Origin of the sequence: Haloterrigena salina JCM 13891 (assembly GCF_000337495.1) — an archaeon.
In the GTDB taxonomy this organism is placed as follows: domain Archaea; phylum Halobacteriota; class Halobacteria; order Halobacteriales; family Natrialbaceae; genus Haloterrigena; species Haloterrigena salina.
In genome coordinates, this window is the sequence record NZ_AOIS01000024.1 from 19,019 (window position 1) to 39,000 (window position 19,982).

Consider the following 19,982-nt stretch of genomic DNA (forward strand, 5'->3'; position numbering starts at 1 on the left):
GCTCCTACGTAGCCACCTGACGGGCCCGGCCCGTCGTTCTACCGATGAACGTTCGAACGATCGCTGACGGGGGTGACCGCCCATCGAGCGACAGACGCTGATCGCTCTCGGAGTGGTCGCCATCGCGTGCTCCGCGCTGGCTCTCGGAGCGACTGCCGCCACGTCGGCGGACAGCCACGAAGCCGACCGACACCAGCGGCTGGTCAGCACCGGCGATGAGACCTCGCTGTGGCCGTACACGAGCAGCGCGACGACCGTCGAGGAACGGACGCTCGCGATCAACGTGTTGATCAACGGCGATCCGGCGGAGACGCGCCGGCACCTAGAAGAGCGGAGTCGCGGCGACTGGAACGAGACCGCCCCCGAAGAGGAGGACGTGAGCGAGACGGATCCCGAAGGCGTGAGCGAGACAGACCCCAAGGACGTCGTCGGGACCGAAACGGCCTGGCGAAGCGCCGACGGCTCGACGCGGTACGTCTACGTCTCCACAGACAACGAGACGGCCGAGGGCGTGTGGCTCGACGAGAGCTACCAGCTCCACGACGGCGACTATCTCGGCTCGCGCGAACACATCCGCGCCTACGAGTCGCCCGACCCCGACGAGGAGTGGACCGCGATCCAGGCCCACAGCGAACACTGGGACTGGTTCCGGCTCAGCCACACGGTCGACAGCGCCGAGGACTCCCAGCGCTACGTCGAACGCGAGTTCATGGATCGACGGTACGTCTCGAACGTCTCGCGCGTTCACCTGGGCAACGGCCGCGGCTTCGATTCCGACGGCTGGGTGACGGTCGTCGACCTCGAGAGCGGCGACCCGCCGTTCCACGTCGCGATCGTCGGCCTCCTTCCCGGACTGCTGCTCGCGAGTCGGGTCTCGACGCGGACCTCGTTCCCGAATCCGGTCGCCGCTCGCGTCCCGCGCGCGCTGTGTTTGGCGGGGTCGCTGCTCGGGCTCTACCTCTTCGTCCGGTTCGGCGCCATCGCCGTCGAGGCGCGCCTCGAGGGGATCGATCCCCGGTTCATCGCGGCGGCGTTCTATCCGCTGCTCGCCGTCGGCTTGCCGGTCTGTACGTACTACTTCGCGCGGTCGCTCGACCGGCCGACGGCGTTCGCGGCCGGCGCGGTCGGCTTCGCGACCGCGATCCTCCTCGATTACACGCTGCTCGGCGTGACCCGGCTCCCGCTGAACGTGCTCGTCCACCGGTTCTCGACCGCGGTCGCGCTCGGGTTCATCGCCGTGGGGGCGTCCCACACCGTGCGAGTCGATCCGGAGGACCACGACTACGTGCGCCTCGGCGCGCTCCTCTGGGTCGTGACGCTACTCGTGCCGCTGCTTCGATTCCTGTAGCCGCCCTCGACCCTCCGCGGGCATCGACTCGAGGTCGTCGGGGCTCGTGTACGGGCGCACCCACGGGGCGGTCACCTGCGTGTAGCCGACGACGCCCACGAACGTGGCGAGGTAACACAGCCAGCGCGGGACCCCGAAGTCCTGAATCCAGAGCACCATCACCAGCGCCCAGCCGGCCAATACGACCGCGTCGCGACAGATCCGTTCGGCGTTGTGCCGAAGGTACGCGCGCAATCGGCGCCGCCGGGACTCGAGGACGGGGCGATCGTCGTCTACCGGGGCGGCGTCGGCGCGTTCCGTCCCGGACTGGAGAGATTCCGTTTCGCTCACCGTTGGTGCGGAGGTTCGGGAGCGGTCGCATACGCTTTTTGGTCGCGAGCACCGGGCGTCGGGCGGGGAGTCGTCCAGCGTCGCGATCCGAACCGGCCCTGGCCCTGTGGGCGACTATGCGATCCGTCGTTTCGTTCCCCGTCCTTGGTATCGGACTGGTAGAAAAAACACTAATACGTCGCTCGGGAAATGAAGTCTCGATGGGTACCCAGCTGGCGTTTCGATACTCGAGGGTGGTAGACCGTGGCTGATCGTTCGCAATCGCCGCTCGCAGCCGTTCGCTCGGGAAGTTCTCGAGCCTGGTCGGCGCTCTCACGGAACCGCCTCCGCGTCGTGTTTCTGGCCGTTATTCTCCTCTCGGCCGCCGCCGTGGCGAGCGCGGCGATGAGCGACGACCTCTCGACCGCGTCCGAGGAAGCGGTTCCGGAGGCACCGGCGACCGAGAACCACACGGTCGTAACCGAGTCCGGACGGGCGGGGACGATCACCGTCTACGAGCCCGACGGCGAGGTGGCGTACTACGACAACACGCGGACGAAGTACTTCGACGCCGACCCCGTCGAGGGCGATCCGATGACCATCGAGTACACGGCGACGGACACGATCCACAGCGAGGGCCCGACCTGCAGCGACCCGCCGTGTGCGCTGAACGTCATCGAGCGCGTCGACCTCGAGGACGAGAACCCCGAGCCCGAAGTCATCTACAAGCGATACGATCACCAGGAGACCGCCGGCGAGTGGCACGACTCGGACCGCATCAACGAGACGCACGTGGTCGTCGCCGACATCGTTGCCGACCAGGTCTTCATCGTCAACACGGAGACCGAGGTCGTCGAGTGGCTCTGGGACGCCCAGAGCGACTTCCCCGTCGAGGAGGCCGGTCCGTACCCCCACGACTGGGCCCACATCAACGACGTCGAGTACATCGACGAACCGGGCGACCCGAACGACGGGCGGATCGTGGCCAGCCTCCGGAATCAGGATCAGGTCGTCTTCCTCGATCAGGAGGAGGGACTGGTCGAGAACTGGACGCTGGGCGGCGAGAACGAGTACGACGTCCAGTACGAACAGCACAACCCCGACTACATCCCCGAATCGCAGGGCGGTCCGGCCGTCGTCGTCGCCGACTCCGAGAACGGCCGCGTTCAGGAGTTCCAGCGCGAGGACGGCGAGTGGAACCGCACCTGGCAGTGGGAGGACGACCAGATCCAGTGGCCCCGCGACGCCGACCGCCTCCCTAACGGGAACACGCTCATCGCCGACAGTCACGGCAACCGCGTGATGGAGGTCAACGAGTCCGGCGACGTCGTCTGGGAGGTCCCTTCGACGCTCCCCTACGAGGCCGAACGCCTCGAAACCGGCCCCGAAAGCGAGGGCGGACAGAGCGCGGCCGAACTCGGCCTCGAGTCGCGCACGGCCGACGGCGGGGGCGGCGGAGGCGGGAGCAGCGGCCTCTTCGACTTCGACCCGCTCGGCTGGATCGGCGACCTCATCGAGGATCTCTTGCCCCACCGGATCCACAACGGACTGCTGTTCGCGTCGCCGGTCTGGATGGGCGCCTCCGAGTTCGCCGCCGTCGGTATCGCGACCCTGACCGGGCTGGTGTGGATCGGCTTCGAGACGAGATGGAAGCTCCGCGACGCCGGCGTTCGGTTCCGCCTCCCCGTCTACCGACGGGGCGACTGATTCCGGCCGAAACGTCGGTTCTTCGTTTCGCTCCGTATTTCGTCCTCGTCACAGGGCCAGCAGATAGCCGCCGAACAGGTAGAGGGCGGCGAGGATCGACTGGAAGGAAAGCGAGCCGAGCGCCGACAGCGCGACGAACGTCCGGCCGTCCATCTCCGAGAGCCCCGCGGGAATCGTGAGCAGTCCCCTGACGACCAGCATCGTGTTACTCCCGGCGACGGCGATCCCGCCCCAGCGGTCGAACCAGCCGTCGAAGCGCTCGAGTCGCGATTCCGTGAGCGGGAACCACCGTTTCTGGATGACGTACTCCCGCCCGGCGCGGCGGACGAGACGGAACAGCAGGAACTGACCGATCGTCGTCCCGACGACGGCGATGGCGACGATCGCGACCGTCTTCGGGATCGACGATCCGATCAGTGCCAGCGCGGACGGCACGACCAGTTCGCTCGGCATGAACCGCAGCATCATCGCACCCTCGAGGATACAGAGCCCCAGCAAGACCGCGAACGCGAACTCCGACGTGAACAGCGACTCGAGCCAGGTCGGCATCCCCTCGAGTTGCAGCGGTACCATATCCCGATCCTACTCCGTCCCGAATGTAAGCGTTGTTGATTCTCGGAGGTCCGCGATCGGCACGGCGGTTCGTTCGAGCGCGTCGTCGGTCACAAAGCATGTGGTACCGGAGGGTGACTGTCGAACCGATGGACACGACGCGGATCGCGTTTCTCGCCGTTGCCTTCGCCACCCACGCGGTCGTCGGTTACGCCCTCGTTCGAGGGGCTACCGACGCCGATCCGAGACTCGGCGTCGTTCTCGGGCTCCTCCCGGACGCGGACTTCCTGTTCCCCGCGGCGTGGGAGTGGCCGCTGGTTCACCGCGGACTCACGCACACGCCGCTGTTCGCGGTCGCCGTCGTCGCCGGCGCGTACGCGCTCCGGCGGGATCGGACGGTCGCAATCGCCGTCGGACTGGGGATCGGCTCGCACCTCGCTATCGACTCCCTGTCGGCGAAGGGGATCGACTGGCTGTTCCCGCTCGCGGACACCGCGGGGCTCGGCGTTTCGGTTCACGGCCCCGCGGCGACGGCGGTGCTCTGGGCGGCGTCGCTCGGCGTCCTCGCGTGGCGGACGGAGGACCCTCTCGTCGCGTCGGTGCTGAGCGACCGATCAGCCGATCGGAGCGACCGTTCCGATCCGTCCGATCGTCAGACCAAGCGACGCGAGTAGCGCGGTCGATCCGACCAGCAGGAACGCCCGGTTGATCCGGCCGTTCTTGGACTTGAACCAGTCGAGCGTGACGTGGTACCGCGAGACCGGCGCGAAGGGGCTGATTCCCATCGGCGTCACGATATCCCCCGCGAGGTGAGCGACGATGCTGCCGGTTCCGACGACGAATCCGAATCGGAAGGCCGACGGCGTCGAGGGGACGATCAGCGCCGTCGCGACGCCGGCTAACAGCCCGACGAGCAGGGCGAACCAGATCGTGTGCGTCGGCCCGCGGTGGGGAATCCGCGGCAGCGGCTGGTCGACGTCAGGGAGGTTCGCCAGTCCGACGGCGAGGACCGCTCCCGCGAGCGCCAACTCGAGCGACCAGCCGCGGCTCACCAGCGGGACGAACGGGGCGTACAGGAGGGCGTTGAAGCCGATGTGACCTCCTCGGTACATGCGTTTCGACGACCGATCGTCCGTGCCCGACGAGGATCAACCGCTCGGTCGCTCGCGCCCGGCCGTCACTCGAGGGCCCTGACGCCGAAGGCGGACACCGAGAGGCCGCCGATCAGGACGGGCATCCAGTAGATCGCCCCGCGGAAGATGAGCACGGCCGCGGTGACTGTCGACGCCGGGATGCCGGTGGTCGGCACGAGCAGCGTGACGAAGGCGGCTTCGATACCGCCGAGCCCGCCGGGGAGCGGGGCGGCGCCCGCGAGGTTCGCGAGCGGGATCGCGAATAGCAGGATGTACGGCGCGACGGGTTCGCCCAGCGCGGCGAAGGCGGCCATGAGCGCGACCGTCTGGAAGAGCCAGCCGGCAAGCGAGAGACCGACGACGGCAGAGAGGCGCCAGCGATCGGTCGAGACGCGCTCGATGTTCTCGAAGAAGCGTCCCATCCGGTCGGTCAGGTCCGCCTCGAGCGTGTCGCTCTGGAAGCGGGCGAGTCCGAGGCGACCGAGGCGGGGGGCGATGACGGCCGGCAGCCGCTCGGTGATCGCGTGCCGGTGTCGCCAGACGAACGCCATGGCGAGGACGATCGCCGCGATCAGCACGACCGCCGAGCCGACCGCCGTCTCGAGGCGGTCGCCGATGGCGGCGGTCGTCCCGTAGTAGCCGACCCCGACGAGGATCAGCGAGATCGAGGGGACGACGTTGAGCACGTCGACGCTGGCGATCCCCGCCAGCCCCGTCTCGTAGCGCGCGTCGGAGGTCTTCGAGATGAGCAGCGCCGCGACCGGCTCGCCGCCGGCCTGGCCGAACGGCGTGACGTTGTTGGCGAAGACGGCGCCGGCGTAGACGAAAAACGCCTTGACGACCGACAGCTTGACGTCCAGGGCGACCAGTACGGTCCGGAGCATCAGGCTCCACGCGGCCAGCCAGCACAGCGCGAGGGCGAACGTCGCGACGACCAGCGAGGGCGCGGCCGAGAACAGCGTGTCGATGACGTCGCGCGCACCGACCGCGAAGAACAGCACGGCGAAGACGGCGAGCGCGCCGAACGCGCCGATGAGAAGCCGCCGCCGATTTCGCTCGTTCATAGCGGACGTGGATCGTCAGCGGACTTGAAACGTCTGATTATCGTCGAGGCGGTTCGATACGGGAGAGACGAGTCAGCTCCCAGAAATTTACTATCGCTGACGATTTTCACGCCGACTCGAGATAGTTGGCGCGTTTTATTTAGATGGACTCAGTTGTCTCCCGTAATGGACGACGCTCAGCAATCCAACGTCCTTTTCGTCGTGCTGGATACGGTCCGCAAGGACCGACTGGGTCCGTACGGCTACGAGCGCGAGACGACGCCCGAACTCTCCGCGTTCGCACAGGAGGCGACCGTCTTCGAGTCGGCCGTTGCGCCCGCGCCGTGGACGCTGCCGGTCCACGCCTCGCTGTTTACCGGCCGGTACCCGAGCCAGCACGGGGCCGATCAGGGGAGTCCGTACCTCGAGGACGAGACGACCCTCGCGGAGGTCCTCTCGGCGGCCGGCTACGACACGGCGTGTTACTCCTCGAACGCCTGGATCACCCCCTACACCGGCCTCACCGACGGGTTCGACGCGCAGGACTCGTTCTTCGAGGTCCTCCCCGGTGACGTCCTCTCGGGGCCGTTGGCCAGCGCCTGGCAGACCGTCAACGACAACGACTACCTCCGCGATCTGGCGTCGAAACTCGTCAGGCTCGGCGCGATGGCCCACGAGAAACTCGCCAGCGGCGAGGGCGCCGACACGAAGACGCCGTCGGTCATCGACCGGACGAAGTCCTTCGTCGACGACAGCGAGAGCGACGAGGGCTGGTTCGCTTTCGTCAACCTGATGGACGCCCACCTGCCCTACTACCCGCCCGAGGAGTACCGCGAGGAGTTCGCTCCCGGCGTCGATCCGGGCTCGGTCTGCCAGAACTCGAAGGAGTACAACTCGGGCGCCCGCGACATCGACGACGAGGAGTGGGAGGCCATCCGCGGGCTCTACGACGCCGAGATCGCTCACATGGACGCCGAACTCGGTCGCCTGTTCGATTGGCTCCGTGAGACCGGCCAATGGGAAGAGACGACCGTCGTCGTTTGCGCCGACCACGGCGAACTCCACGGCGAACACGACCTCTACGGCCACGAGTTCGCCCTCTACGACCAGCTGATCAACGTCCCGCTGCTGGTCAAACACCCCGCCCTCGAGGCCGACCGGCGCGACGACCTCGTCGAGTTGCTCGACTGCTATCACACGGTTCTCGAGGCGCTGGACGTCGATCCGGACGACGCGATCGCGCCGGCGGACGACGGCTCCGTCGCCGGCCGCGATCCGACGCGGTCCCTGCTCTCGAGCGAGTACCGCGCCTTCGAGGCGGCTCCGGAACCGGATCCCGGACAGCGGGCGGTGCTCGACGCCGCGGGCGACGGGGCGTCCGACGACGCCTCGAGCGGCGACGTGGCTGACGACTACGCGTTCGTCGAGTACGCCCAGCCGGTGATCGAACTCCACCACTTAGAGGAGAAGGCCAGCGAGGCCGGGATCGAACTGCCCGACGATCACCGGGCCTACTCCCGCCTGCGCGCGGCCCGAAGCACCGACGCGAAGTACGTCCGTGCCGACCGCATCCCCGACGAGGGGTACCGACTCGACGAGGACCCCGCGGAATCGACGCCGGTTGACCCGGCCGACGACGAGGTCGTCGCCGCCGCCGAACGCGCACTCGCCCGCTTCGAGCAGGCGGCCGGCGGCGCGTGGATCGACCCCAGCGAGACGGACGCCGAGGACGCCGACGCGCTGGCCGAGGCCGACGAGGAGACCCGCGACCGCCTGCGCGAACTCGGCTACCTCGAGTAGCATCGTCGAATTTGGCGGCTTGAGGGGTGTTTACAGGGCGATACTGGTCAGAACGGGAAAGTTACAGTGACTGTCCGGACACCAGTAAGCATACGTTTGTCGACTCGAAACCCCAACTCAACCGATGGAGGACCAGCATTTCCTCGAGTCAGAGTGGGACTACTGTCTGGTGCTGGACGCGTGCCGGTACGACGTGTTCCGTGACGTCTACGACGAGTACCTCGACGGAACGCTCGAAAAGCGGTGGAGCACCGGCTCATCCACGCCGGAGTGGGCGTACCGGACGTTCACCGACGAGCACGATATCGCGTACTTCTCCGGAAACCCGTTCATCAACGACCTCGGAATCCCGCTGAACGAACTCAAATGGGGGGCCAGCTGCGATTACGAGTGGACGGCGTCGGAGCACATCAGCGACGTCTTCGACGTCTGGAAGTCCGGCTGGGACGACGACCTCGGAACGGTCCCGCCGGAGGGACTGGCCGAGGCGTTCCGAAACAATCAGGACGCCGTCGAGCGGGCAGACCGGACGGTCCTCCACTACATGCAGCCCCACGCTCCGTACCTCTCCCGCGGAAAGGGACAGAAGCTCAAGCAGATCCAGAAGGGGATCCGCCGCCAGGAGGAAGCCGAGAAGGCGACCGACGGCGGTAACGGGACGCTGTCGTCGCTCAGCGACACCATCCGACCGAAAGTCGAGAGCCGACTCGAAGACAGCGAACTCGCGCAGAAAGCGGGCCTCTGGCTCGAACTCGATCCGACCGACCTCGTCAAGAACGGCACGCGGGAGGCAGCCCTGGAGCTCTACGAGGAGAACCTGCGGATCGCCCTCGAGTCCGTCGCCGAACTGGTCTCGGAACTGGACGGGCGGGTCGTCGTGACCGCCGACCACGGCGAGGCCTTCGGCGAGGAGGGCGTCTGGGAACACCACATCGAGACGCACATCCCGCCGCTCATGGAGGTGCCGTGGCTCGAGGTCGAGTAACGTCACCTCACGGTCACCGCTACCGCACCGCCCCGCCGATCCCCTCGAACGCGACCGACCCCATCACAGCCACGAGATACTCGGGATGAAGATCAGCCACTACTTCGAACTCGAAGAGCACGTCACCGGCGGCATCCGCGAGTCGGTCGTCCACCAGCGGAAGATGCTGGATCGGCTGGACGTCGAGTACACGACAGAGCCGACGCTGGACGCCGACGTCCTCCACTGTAACCTCATGGGCCCGCGCTCGGTCTGGTACGCGCGGCGGGCGCGGTCGCGGGGGATCCCCGTCGTCGCCCACACCCACGTCACCGCCGAGGACTTCGGGGACAGCTTCCGGTTTACCAACGCGCTCGCGAGGCCCCTGAAACCGTACCTCGAGTGGGCCTACGGGCTGGCCGACGCGCTGGTCTGTCCCTCCGAGTACAACCGACGGCTGATCGAGACGTACACCGACGCGAGGACGACCGTCGTCTCGAACGGCGTCGACGGCGAGAAACTCGACGGGTTCGAGTCCCTTGAGGCGGAGTACCGCGAGCGCTACGACCTCGAGTCGCCGACGGTCTTCCTCGTCGGCCACGTGATCAAGCGCAAGGGTCTCGAGACGTTCGTCGAACTGGCCCGCCGGCTGCCTCACCTCGATTTCGCGTGGTTCGGCCCGCTGGATCTCTCTCTCAAGGGCCGGGAAACGACGCGGCTCATCGAGGAGTCGCCGGATAACTGCACGTTCACCGGCTACGTCGACGACATCCGCGGCGCGTTCGCAGCGGGAGACATCTTCTGTTTCCCCACTTACGAGGAAAACGAGGGCATCGCACTGCTAGAAGCGATGACGGCCGGCAAACCGGTCCTCGTCCGTGACATCGAGACGTTCTCCTGGCTCGAAGACGGCGAGGACTGCCTGAAGGTGTCGGCGTCGAACGCCGGCGTCGACGCGTTCGGGGACGCCATCGAGCGACTCGAGGACCCAGACCTCCGGGCGCGACTCGGATCGAACGCGGCCGAACGGAGCGAGGCGTTCACGCTCGAGTCGGTCGCGAACCGGTACCAGACACTTTACAACGAGGTGACCTGAATGAAAATCGGTTTCTTTACGGACAGTTACTTCCCCGAGATCGACGGCGTCACGTATACGATCAAACTCTGGCGCGAGGAGTTAGAACAGGACGGACACGAGGTGTACGTCGTCTACCCGGACGGCGACTACGAGCCCGGCGATCGCGAGATCCCGGTCAAATCGGTGTCGAACCCGTTCTACCCCGGGTATCGAATCCCGGTGTTCAAACGCCCGTCGACCCTTCCGGAGTTGGACGTCGTCCACTGTCACGGGCCGGCGACGGTCGGCATACTCGGTCGGTACTACGCCCGGAAACACGATCTTCCCGCGGTGTACACCCACCACACGCCGATCGAGGAGTACTTCCACCAGAACGTCAAGTTCGAGTCGATCGCCAACGCGCTCTCGAAGCTGTACGTCCCGCTGGAGAACGCGCTCCTCCGGAGTTTCGACATCGTCACGGCCTCAACGAGCCGAATCGAACGCGACGTGGAACACGTTCAGCTCCCCGTCGGCATCGACATGGAGTTCTTCCAGCCGACCGACGAGGACTGGTACCCCGACCGGACCGTCATCGGCTACAGCGGCCGGCTCAGCATGGAGAAAAACGTCAGCGAGATCCTCCGCGTCGCCGAGACGCTCCCGGAGTACGACTTCGTCATCGTCGGCGACGGCCCCTACCGCGACTGCCTCGAGCGCGAAGCGCCCGACAACGTCGAGATCCGCGGCTTTCTCCCCCGCGAGGAGCTACCGATCTTCTACTCCTCGATCGACGCGTTCGTCACCGCCTCGACCGCCGACACGCTCGGACTCTCGACGCTCGAGGCCAACGCCTGCGGCACGCCCGTCGTCGCGTCCGACGTTCCGCCGTTCGACCGGACGATCGGTCCCGACAACGGCGAGCGGTTCGCCTACGGCGACCTCGAGGCGATGGCCGACGCCGTCGAACGCTGTCTCCGGTCGGACCGGGACACGCGAGCGGCCATCGAGCGCTACGACGTCCGGCAGACGCTCGAGCAACTCGAGCATCTCTACCGGACCGTCCGGTCCTCCGAGACCGCGTCTCCGGCGGACGTCACCGACGACTGGTTCTCCGACGACTCGCACAGCTCGCCGAAGTAACCGTTTCTCCCGTTGCGCCTAGCCGAGCCACGACGCCGCCACCGTCCGGTAGGTCTCCCGGCACCGCTCGAGGACCTCGAGGGAGACGCTCTCGTCTTCGGTGTGGGCCTCGCTGGGTTCGGCGGCGCCGCAGATCACGCACTCCGTGCCGGCCTCGGCGAGCCACCCCGCGTCGGTCGCGTGGGGCTTCGTGATCAGTTCCGGCGACCCCGACTGGGCGTCGTCGGCCGCCTCGAGGACCGCCGTCGCGAACGCCTCGTCGTCGCAGCGCATCGGCGGTAAGTCCTGATCGACGGTCCACTCGACGCCAGCGAGATCCTCGACGCGCTCGAGGGCGGCCCGCTCTCCCGGAACGGTCCGTTCGTCGACGGTCAGTTCGCAGCGGTCCGGGACGACGTTCATCGCCGAGCCGCCCTCGATTTCGGTGACGGCGAGGCTTCCCTCGAGGGTCTCGCCGGCCACCTCGACCGACGGCGGCTCGAGGTCGCGGACGCGGTCGACGGCGTCGGTCGCACGGTAGATGGCGTTCTCGCCGGCGCCGACCTCGCTGGCGTGGGCGGCCGTCCCGCGGGCGGTGATCGTCGATCCGCGACGGCCCTTGTGGGCGACCGCGACGTCCGTGACGCCCGGGCCCGAGTAGCCCGTCGACCCCTCGCCGACGATCGCGTAGTCGGGCCCGAACCCCCGGTCGATGGCGCGGCGCGCGCCGACGCCGCCGACCTCCTCGCCGACGAAGCTCGCGAAGACGAGTTCCGCCGCCCCGTCTCCATCTCCGTCTCCGTTTTCCTCCCCCTCGTTGCTCCCGATTGTAGCGTCGCGAAACGCGAGCAGGGCGGCTGCGACGGCACCCTTCATGTCGGCCGCACCGCGGCCGTAGAGGCGACCGTCCCGCTCCTCAAGGACGTACTCGCCGTCATCGAGCTGCGCGTCGGCCGGCTCGACGACGTCGTGGTGGCCGACCAGCGCCAGCGACCGTCCCGCCGGCGTCGTCTCGGCTCCCGGACTCGAGTCCGTCCGTGAGCCTACACCCGCGCCTGCACCTGCGCCAGCGCCTACGTCTCCGCTCCGACGGGCGATTACGTTCCCGACCTCGTCCCGAACCACGTCGGCGTCGGTTTCGCGGCGGAGCCACGCTTCGATGTAGTCCCCCGCGGCCGTCTCGTCCGCGTGGCTGGGGATCGAGACGAGTTCGCGGGTCAGTTCGGCGACCTCCATGGGCGAGTCGTCGACGGGCGGCGAGTTGAGGCCACCGGTCGCAGTCGGCGGAGCGGCCGCTCGATTCCTGTCGAACGCGAAGACGGTCGCGGCCTCGGGCACGTCGAATACGGGCCCTACGGGCGTCGTAGGTCCCGCCGATACGTCTTTCGCAGGTGGAACACCCTTATAGGCGTCCGTCGACCAGTTAGCGTATGAACGTCGTGCCGGATACGAGCGTGGTCATCGACGGCCGCGTCTCGGCGACAGTCGACGACGGGCAGTTCGAGGGAGCGACGATTTCGGTACCGGAAGCGGTCGTCGCGGAACTCGAAGCGCAGGCCAACGACGGGATCGATACCGGCTGGGACGGGCTGGAGGAACTCCAGCGTCTCGCCGACCTCGCCGACGAGGGCGTCATCGAACTCGAGTACGTCGGCGAGCGGCCCAACGCCATCGAGCGGGGCCACGCCTCGGAGGGCGAGATCGACGCCCTCATTCGGGATCTCGCCGAGGATCTCGGCGCCACCTTCCTGACCAGCGACGTCGTCCAGGCGGAGGTCGCCCGGGCGAAGGGGCTCGACGTCGAACACGTCTCCCCCGAGACCCGCGAGGTCGGCACGCTCACCGTCGAGACCTACTTCGACGATCAGACGATGAGCGTCCACCTCAAGACGGGCGCGGTGCCCAAGGCAAAGCGCGGCGAACTCGGCGAGATGCGCTACGAGGCGATCGCCGACGAGCCGTTAGACGAGGCGACGATGGACGAGTACGCCCGCGAGATCGTCGACGCCGCCAAGGAGTCCCCCGACGGCTTCCTCGAGCTCTCCGAGCCGGGGATGAAGATCGTCCAGTTTCGGGACTACCGGATCGCGATCGGCCGACCCCCATTCGCCGACGGCATCGAGATCACCGCCGTCCGACCGATCGCCCAGACGGACATCGAGGACTACGAGAACGCCGACGAACTGAAAGAGCGGCTGCTCGAGCGCCAGCGCGGCGTCCTGATCTCGGGCGCCCCCGGCGCCGGGAAGTCGACGTTCGCGCAGGCGGTCGCCCGCTTCATCTCCGATCACGACTACGCGGTCAAGACGATGGAGAAACCGCGGGACCTGCAGGTCGGCCCCGACATCACCCAGTACACGGAACTGGGCGGACAGATGGCCAAGACGGCCGACGCCCTGCTGATGGTCCGGCCGGACTACACCATCTACGACGAGGTTCGGAAGACCGACGACTTCGAGGTCTTCTCGGACATGCGCCTGGCCGGCGTCGGCATGATCGGCGTCGTCCACGCGACGCGGCCGATCGACGCCCTCCAGCGGCTCGTGGGTCGCGTCGAACTCGGAATGATCCCGCAGGTCGTCGACACCGTCGTCTACATCGAGGCCGGCGAGGTCAACACCGTCTACGACGTCCGAACGGAGGTCAAGGTCCCCGCCGGACTCACCGAGGAGGACCTCGCGCGGCCGGTCATTCAGGTCACGAACTTCGAGACGGGCGAACCCGAGTACGAGATCTATACCTTCAACCGCCAGGTCGTCACCGTCCCGCTCAAAGACGAAGAGGGCGGCCCCGGCACCGAGTCCGGCGTCGACCGCATCGCCAAACAGGAGATCGAACGGGAGATCCGCTCGATCGCCCGCGGCTACGTCGACGTCGAACTCAAGAGCCAGGACAAGGCGGTCGTCTACGTCGAGGAGGACGACATCTCGAGCGTCATCGGCAAGGGCGGCGGTCGCATCACCGACGTCGAGAACCGCCTCGGGATCGACATCGACGTCCGGACTCACGACGAGAACCCCAACTACGGGGCCGGCAGCGGCGGCGGCAGCGCCAGCGCGGACGGCAGAGGCGGCGGCGGTACCCAGGCCGGACAGATGGTCACCCCCGAGATCACCTCGCGACACATCGTTATCCCAGTCGACGGCAACCACGGCGAGACCGTCGAGGTCCAGGCCGGCGGCGAGTACCTCTTCACCGCGACAGTGAGTCGCGGCGGCGAAATTCAGGTTTCGCGGGGCAGTGCGATCGCCGAGGAGTTAGAGCAGGCGATCGATCGGAAGGAACCGGTGACGGTCGTGCCGTCGTAGGGATCGTATCGCGAACGGAGTGAGCGGTTTTTTGGTGGAGATTTTTGCGTCAGCGCGGGACCGGAGGTCCCGCGAGCCATACGAACGGACGCAGTTGCGTCCGTGAGTAGAGAGCGGTCGCCGCAGGCGACCCGAGCGGAAAAAGGTCCGCGCGTGAGATCCAGGTTTCGCGTGGAAGCGCGATCGCCGAGGAGTTGAAGCAAGCGATCGACCGGAAGGATCCGATCACGGTCGTTCCATCGTAAGGACTCAGACCGCGAACGAGACGAGCGGTTTTTAATCGTTTCAGAGGACGCTCAGCCGTCGGCCCGGCGATTTCCGGAAGCCGTACACCCCCTCCGAAGTGACGGCGACGATCCGGTCGTCGACGAGGTAGTAGTTTCCTGAACAGCCCACCTCCTCGAGCGTGGGTGGCGTCCACCTCCGCAAACGGAGAGGAGACGGCTGAACCCAACTGCATCGTAGTTCGCCCCCGGAACTGTTGTATATTAACTGAATTCTACGAGGAACGAACAGGGGAAAACGGGAATGGACGTTTACAGTCGATTACTCTATATCTGCAACTGTTTGACCTCCGATTGCGCATGGGAGAATATATTGTTTAAGGATAAAGCACTTATACGAGACAAGTGTCCGAGAACAGTGTATAACAAATGGTGTTTGATCGCTATGGGCGCTGAGAGGAAGACGATCGTCGATGCTGGAATCGGGCGCACGACCGGGACGTTCATCACGGATCGACCGGGACTCGAGCTCGTCCGCTCGCGGATCGTCGACGACATCCGAACGACGGTCGAGGACGCGGGCGCCACGGGCGTCGTCGTCGCGATGAGCGGCGGGATCGATTCGACGGCGACCGCCGAACTGGCCGTCGAGGCCCTCGGCAGCGATCGGGTTCTCGGGCTCGGGCTTCCCTGCCACAAGAGCGAACGAGCCGGCGTGAGCGAGGCCAGAACGATCGCCGAAGGGCTGGGAATCGAGTTCCGAGAGATCCAGTTGCGGCCAGTTCTCGAGGCGTTCGAGGAGGCGGCCGCGATCGAACTCGAGCCGGGAGACGACGCCAGCGGCGACGACGCGCGTCCCGACGAGCGCACCCACGCGCTCGGCAACGTGATCGCGCGGCTGCGGATGTGCTGTGCCTACTACGCGGCGAACCGCCAGCGCCGGATCGTGCTTGGCACCGCCAATCGCTCCGAGCTGCTGCTGGGCTATTTCACCAAGTACGGCGACGGGGCGGCCGACGCGTATCCGCTCGGCGACCTCTACAAGACCGAAGTGCGGGCGCTCGCGGAGCGGATCGGCGTTCCGCGCCGGATCGTCAGTAAGGAGCCGTCGGCGGGGTTCTGGGCGGGCCAGACCGACGCCGACGAACTCGGTGCCACCTACGACGTCATCGACCCGCTGTTACAGCGGCTCGTCGACGAGGACGAGTCGATCGAGAACGCCGCGGCGACGCTCGAGATCGACCGCGAGACGGCGCGGTCGCTCGCGTGGCTGTATACCGAAACCGAGCACAAGCGATCGCTGCCGCCGACGCCCGGCATCGCCGACCGCGGCGCCGAGCAATCGCTGCCGGGACAGTGAGCGGCGACGAACGCGGTCACACGCGTCGGAGCGACGTAGCAATCCTCGTGATCAGCGGCTATCGAGATCGCGATACAGCTCCGTGTTCCGCCACCAGAACAGTCCCCACGAGAGCATGAATCCGACGCCCATGGCGATGACGTCCTCGACGAACGGCGGGAGCCCGATCCCCTCGGTCGCGACGACCCCCATGCCCGCCCCGATCGCCGCGCCCGTGATGACGAACACGAGATCGCCGACGATGTGTTCCCGCGAGTGGTCCCAGTACTGCTGGCGGTCGTCGTCGTACCAGACGCCGACGTAAATCAACACCGGCGCCATCGACGTGATGATGGTAACGACGTGGTACCGCTCGGCGACTCCCGCCGGACCGAGAACGAAGAGATTGAACGTGTTCGCGACGATCGCCATCGCGAACAGCCCCAGCAAGAGCCACCCCCATCGCGGCAGCGTCTCCTTGTCCATACTAGTGAACGTTCACCGACTGAAAATAATCCTCCCGGTTTCCGCGCCGTTATTCGGCGCAGCAGGCGTCTTTCTTCGGGGTCTCCTCGACGCCGTTCCCGTCGGCTGCCACCGGCTCCTCGAGTCGATAGAGACTCTGGCGCGCGTCGGCGAAGTAGATATCCTCGTCGACGATCCCGATCTCCTCTAACCGCTCGAGCGCGTAGCGGACGGTTCGGGCTGACAGCATCGATTCCTCGACAATCTGTTTCTGGGTCAGTGGCCCGTCGTACTCGAGAACCTTGAAGACCAGTTTGGCGCTCGGTGGCAAATCTTCGATGTCCTCCCCGTCGGTCTCTGCCATATTACGAATCGAAAGCTCCCAGCAGCATAAAAGTTGAGCCTTACGAACGGTGACCATCACAAAATCTTCCAACAGGTTTTGAGCAGTAAAGTGCATAGAAAGGCCCTATACGCCGAGATATCGAGAGTTGACCGGCTGGTCAGGGGTCGGTGAAATTTGGGACTACCGAGAGCGCTGCGACGGTCGGTCGACGACTCATCGCGCCTGTGTCTGACGCCCTCTCTGAGAGCGTCTAACACGACCTCCTCCCCTACCGAGGTCTGGCACGGTCTCCCGGAGTCGTCGACGTTCGTTGTCGGCCCCCGATGGCAGTCATCGAAGAACCAGTCGGCCGCACCCGGTCTCCCACGCGTTCAGAGCTTTCGCCAGACGTCCGCGTCGTCGTCGAACCCGTCGTCCGGATCCGAGAACTCGTCGCTCCCCTCGAGTTCGAGCTCCTCCGGGTTCAGCGGCGCGTCGGCGTCGACGACCGCGGACCCGTCGTCGAGGTCCATCTCGGGCCAGGCGGTTTCCTCCCAGAGCCCACGGTCGCTGTAGTAGTAGACCACGCCGTCGTTGACGACGGCGAACAGCCCGCGTTGGGTGTCGTGGACGACGCGCTCGTTCGTGTCGATCGCGACGTCGACGACGTCCTCCAGGGTGTCGAGCGAGACGTGGTAGTCGCCGATCCACATCGGGATCGATCCCCGGGAGATCCACTCGGCGTAGCGCCGCTCGTGGACGGCCCGTCGGGCGGCCGCCTCGTCGACCGGCGAGCGACGGGCGAGGGAGACGGCGGCGGCCAGCGAGAGCGTTCCGAGCAGCGAGAGGCCGGCGATCAACCCGAGGTTCCGCGACTCGGTCGTCTCCGTCGTTCCCGTTCGGTAGCGCCGTTCGTCAGATGCAGACAGCGAGTCCGCCACCCAGTAGGCGTCGTCGGTGATCTCGAGGGTCGTCGCCGCCTCTTGTACCCCCCGTCCCGCGTCCGTATCGTAGGCGGCGCGGAACTCGAGGCGGACGTCGACGGCCCCGACGCCGGACAGTTCGCGCTCGATCTCGCGCTGTCGGTCGCGGACGGATTCGACGTCGATAGTCGTCTCCGATCTCGCGACGCCGTTCTCGACCGCCGGCGACTCGTCGACGAGCGTCCTGGTCTCGTTCCAGAACGCCGTGCCCTCGCGGGTCGCTTCGAACCGAAGCGTCAGCTCGTGTCTCACGGTCCCGTCGTCGACGGGCGCCTCCACGGTCGCGTTCGTCAGCCTGGTCTCCGGGCGAAGCGTCAGTTCCGGCGACGCGTTCAGGATGTAGACGCCGCTGTTCTCGAGTCGGTCGCCCTCGTTCCAGAGCGTTCCGTTCCGCACGACGACGGCGCTCGTGTCGACGTCGCTCGAGACGCGTTCGTCGGCGTACTGGTGGCTCGTCGACGTCGACGGCGTCGCGACGACCCACCCGGAGGCGAGAAACGCGAGGATGCCGATCCCGACGAGCACGACGACGATCGACCGCCCATATTTGGCGAGCACCAGGTCGAGACGCGGATTATCGATCACGTGTTGGACACCCCTGTCGAAGCCGTCCCGTGCGGCGTTTCTTCCCCCGCTCGTCCGCACCGATCCCCCAACTGACTGCGGAGTTTCGTTCGTTCATTCATCCGATCCGACCATTATAACGATAGTGGCCGTCGGCGAACGGATCACTCCCGGAGCCACTCGCGCAGTTTCCGCTCGAGGCGGGTCGAGACGGGAACGTGATCGCCCGCGGAGCGAAGGCGCAGATCGTCGTGCCCGAAGACGACGAGCACGATCGCGACGGCGAGGCCCACGACGACGCCGTTGACCACGGCGATCGCGGCGAGCGGGTGCAGCCCGTGCAGCCAGACGATCACCGCCGGCGGGAGCACCGCGAGGTAGCGGTACTCGCCGACGTGTCGCGTGTACGATCCGGTCTCGTCGGGCGCGGTCAGCGAGACCGTCGTCTCCCCGCTCGAGCGGATCCCGACGGTCTGCGTGGCGGGCTCGATCGCGACGTTGTTACTCTCGGCTTCGTGGACGGCCACGATCGGGAGATAGCCCGCGTTGTCGACCGTGCGGGTGAGTTCGGTCGTCTCGCCGGGAGCGATCACCTGCGGATCGTCGGTCGGCGAGTCGGTGCTCACGAGCTCGTATTCGGCGGTGCCGGCGGGGACGACCATCGCCGCGGTCGCGAAGGTCACGAACACGAGCAGGACCAGCCCCAGCGCCGTCCAGAACGCGATCACGTTCTCTCGAGAGCGCGACCGGCGCGTCTCGCGTCGCGCCGGGCCGAGCCGTTCGAATACCGTCCCGAACCCGAGCAGGGCGATGCCGACGGCGACGAGGGCGGCGCCGAGTCCCTCCGAGTCGCCGGTCGCCGTCAGCCCGACCGCCGAGGCGACGGTTTCGGAGGCCGACTCCGCGACGTTCGGGGCGCCCATGATCGCCGTCCCGAGATGGGGGATCGTCACGACCTCGCCGTTTACTTGCCACGCTTTCGCGACGATCTGGCCGTCCGTGACGTGGGGTTCGCCGCCGTCCTGGTCAGTGAACGGGTTGGCGTCGCCCTTGGTGACGTACCCCTCTTCGGTCTCGCCGACCACGCGGTGGGTCGTCAGCCCGCCGCCGTGGAGTTCCCGGGCCTCGAAGACGACGACGTCTCCCTGTTCGACCGAGCTATCGGCGAGACTGGGAACCGCGACGAACCCGTCGCCGGCGTCCATTGCCGGCTCCATGCTGCCGGTCGCGACGTACCCGAGCAGGATCGGCTGCCCGAGGAGTTGCCCGACCAGCAACAGGACAACGACGAGGGCGATCACTATCCCCAGCGTTCGCTTCAGGAGCGTCGTCCCCGTCATCGTCTCCCCTCGAGAAAAATCATCTATTTCTGACCAGTCTATCGAGACGACGTTCGAATCGGGCCGTCTTAACAGTCCCGAACGAGCCGGGATGCAGGTGTTCGTCGGTTCTCATGTCGGATCAGTAGTCGTTCGAAACGATCGCCCAGCGCCGGTTCGCGGCGACGCCGAGGAACAGAATCCCCATCGTCAGCGGCGGCGCGAGCGCGGCCGTCGTCGCCGCCGATAGCTGCCGATTCCGGATCGGAAACGGCTCCGGCTCCGAGACGGTGACGGAACCGGCGTCGACGCCGCTAATCGACAGGTCGTCCGTTCCGGGAGCGTCGAACCGGCGCTCGAACGTCACCGTTCGCTCCGTTCCCGCCGGGACGACGACCGCTCTGGTATCGACGACGATCC

19 protein-coding genes and 1 pseudogene are annotated in these 19,982 nt (G+C 66.8%); 9 read left to right on the plus strand and 11 right to left on the minus strand.

Annotation, left to right across the window (positions count from 1 at the left end; genetic code table 11):
• The first annotated feature begins 112 nt into the window (after positions 1 to 112).
• Positions 113 to 1,348: a hypothetical protein gene (locus C477_RS06065; RefSeq protein WP_008893571.1), complete on the plus strand. Its 1,236-nt coding sequence runs from the start codon at positions 113 to 115 to the stop codon at positions 1,346 to 1,348.
• Here the strand turns inward: C477_RS06065 and C477_RS06070 are convergent.
• The gene (locus C477_RS06070) at positions 1,319 to 1,678 is read right to left on the minus strand and encodes a hypothetical protein (RefSeq protein ID WP_008893572.1); all 360 of its coding nucleotides are present in this window, start codon (positions 1,676 to 1,678) and stop codon (positions 1,319 to 1,321) included. The two genes, C477_RS06065 and C477_RS06070, sit on opposite strands and share 30 nt — an antisense overlap.
• Positions 1,679 to 1,921: 243 nt before the next feature.
• On the opposite strand from C477_RS06070, the gene C477_RS06075 reads away from it, so the two are divergent.
• Positions 1,922 to 3,364: an aryl-sulfate sulfotransferase gene (locus tag C477_RS06075; protein ID WP_049914333.1), complete on the plus strand. Its 1,443-nt coding sequence runs from the start codon at positions 1,922 to 1,924 to the stop codon at positions 3,362 to 3,364.
• A gap of 48 nt (positions 3,365 to 3,412) precedes the next feature.
• On the opposite strand, the gene C477_RS06080 is transcribed toward C477_RS06075, so the two are convergent.
• Positions 3,413 to 3,937 (minus strand): DedA family protein, encoded by a 525-nt coding sequence (locus tag C477_RS06080; RefSeq protein ID WP_008893574.1) that lies wholly within the window; start codon positions 3,935 to 3,937, stop codon positions 3,413 to 3,415.
• A 113-nt stretch (positions 3,938 to 4,050) separates the two neighbouring features.
• On the opposite strand from C477_RS06080, the gene C477_RS06085 reads away from it, so the two are divergent.
• On the plus strand, positions 4,051 to 4,590 hold the full coding sequence (locus C477_RS06085) for a metal-dependent hydrolase (RefSeq protein WP_338032979.1): 540 nt from the start codon (positions 4,051 to 4,053) through the stop codon (positions 4,588 to 4,590).
• Here the strand turns inward: C477_RS06085 and C477_RS06090 are convergent.
• Positions 4,531 to 5,028 carry a metal-dependent hydrolase gene (locus C477_RS06090; protein ID WP_008893576.1) on the minus strand — a complete coding sequence of 166 codons (498 nt, stop codon included), beginning with the start codon at positions 5,026 to 5,028 and terminating at the stop codon, positions 4,531 to 4,533. The genes C477_RS06085 and C477_RS06090 overlap by 60 nt on opposite strands.
• Before the next feature lie 65 nt (positions 5,029 to 5,093).
• Entirely contained in the window at positions 5,094 to 6,113 is a 1,020-nt protein-coding gene (locus tag C477_RS06095) for a lysylphosphatidylglycerol synthase transmembrane domain-containing protein (protein ID WP_008893577.1), read from the minus strand.
• Between the two features lie 165 nt (positions 6,114 to 6,278).
• Between C477_RS06095 and C477_RS06100 the strand changes: the two genes are divergently transcribed.
• From C477_RS06100 to C477_RS06115, 4 genes are all read left to right on the plus strand, one after another.
• The gene (locus C477_RS06100; protein WP_008893578.1) at positions 6,279 to 7,892 is read left to right on the plus strand and encodes a sulfatase; all 1,614 of its coding nucleotides are present in this window, start codon (positions 6,279 to 6,281) and stop codon (positions 7,890 to 7,892) included.
• A gap of 124 nt (positions 7,893 to 8,016) precedes the next feature.
• Entirely contained in the window at positions 8,017 to 8,877 is an 861-nt protein-coding gene (locus tag C477_RS06105; RefSeq protein ID WP_008893579.1) for a hypothetical protein, read from the plus strand.
• A gap of 85 nt (positions 8,878 to 8,962) precedes the next feature.
• A complete protein-coding gene (locus C477_RS06110) occupies positions 8,963 to 9,952 on the plus strand; it encodes a glycosyltransferase family 4 protein (RefSeq protein ID WP_008893580.1) in 990 nt (329 codons plus the stop codon).
• On the plus strand, positions 9,953 to 11,056 hold the full coding sequence (locus C477_RS06115; protein ID WP_008893581.1) for a glycosyltransferase: 1,104 nt from the start codon (positions 9,953 to 9,955) through the stop codon (positions 11,054 to 11,056).
• An 18-nt stretch (positions 11,057 to 11,074) separates the two neighbouring features.
• Here C477_RS06115 and C477_RS06120 read toward each other — a convergent pair whose 3' ends face one another.
• A complete protein-coding gene (locus tag C477_RS06120) occupies positions 11,075 to 12,271 on the minus strand; it encodes a M20 family metallopeptidase (RefSeq protein WP_049914338.1) in 1,197 nt (398 codons plus the stop codon).
• A gap of 194 nt (positions 12,272 to 12,465) precedes the next feature.
• Here C477_RS06120 and C477_RS06125 point away from each other — a divergent pair, with 194 nt between their 5' ends.
• Positions 12,466 to 14,343, plus strand: coding sequence for a PINc/VapC family ATPase (locus C477_RS06125; RefSeq protein WP_008893583.1), 1,878 nt, complete (start codon positions 12,466 to 12,468; stop codon positions 14,341 to 14,343).
• Between the two features lie 285 nt (positions 14,344 to 14,628).
• On the opposite strand, the gene C477_RS23790 is transcribed toward C477_RS06125, so the two are convergent.
• The gene (locus C477_RS23790) at positions 14,629 to 14,772 is read right to left on the minus strand and encodes a hypothetical protein (protein WP_160168007.1); all 144 of its coding nucleotides are present in this window, start codon (positions 14,770 to 14,772) and stop codon (positions 14,629 to 14,631) included.
• Positions 14,773 to 15,012: 240 nt separating this feature from the next.
• On the opposite strand from C477_RS23790, the gene C477_RS06130 reads away from it, so the two are divergent.
• Positions 15,013 to 15,927 (plus strand): NAD+ synthase, encoded by a 915-nt coding sequence (locus C477_RS06130; RefSeq protein ID WP_008893584.1) that lies wholly within the window; start codon positions 15,013 to 15,015, stop codon positions 15,925 to 15,927.
• Positions 15,928 to 15,978: 51 nt separating this feature from the next.
• Here the strand turns inward: C477_RS06130 and C477_RS06135 are convergent, their stop codons facing one another.
• The 5 genes and pseudogenes from C477_RS06135 to C477_RS06155 all read right to left on the minus strand — a co-directional run.
• Positions 15,979 to 16,392: a hypothetical protein gene (locus C477_RS06135; protein ID WP_008893585.1), complete on the minus strand. Its 414-nt coding sequence runs from the start codon at positions 16,390 to 16,392 to the stop codon at positions 15,979 to 15,981.
• Positions 16,393 to 16,441: 49 nt separating this feature from the next.
• Positions 16,442 to 16,735, minus strand: a complete 294-nt coding sequence (locus tag C477_RS06140) for a MarR family transcriptional regulator (RefSeq protein ID WP_008893586.1) — start codon at positions 16,733 to 16,735, stop codon at positions 16,442 to 16,444.
• Between the two features lie 353 nt (positions 16,736 to 17,088).
• Positions 17,089 to 18,264: a DUF5305 domain-containing protein gene (locus C477_RS06145; RefSeq protein ID WP_008893587.1), complete on the minus strand. Its 1,176-nt coding sequence runs from the start codon at positions 18,262 to 18,264 to the stop codon at positions 17,089 to 17,091.
• 143 nt (positions 18,265 to 18,407) lie between these two features.
• Positions 18,408 to 19,583 carry a signal peptidase I gene (locus tag C477_RS06150; RefSeq protein WP_008893588.1) on the minus strand — a complete coding sequence of 392 codons (1,176 nt, stop codon included), beginning with the start codon at positions 19,581 to 19,583 and terminating at the stop codon, positions 18,408 to 18,410.
• Positions 19,584 to 19,704: 121 nt separating this feature from the next.
• Positions 19,705 to 19,982, minus strand: a pseudogene (locus C477_RS06155) (hypothetical protein); the annotation flags it as partial.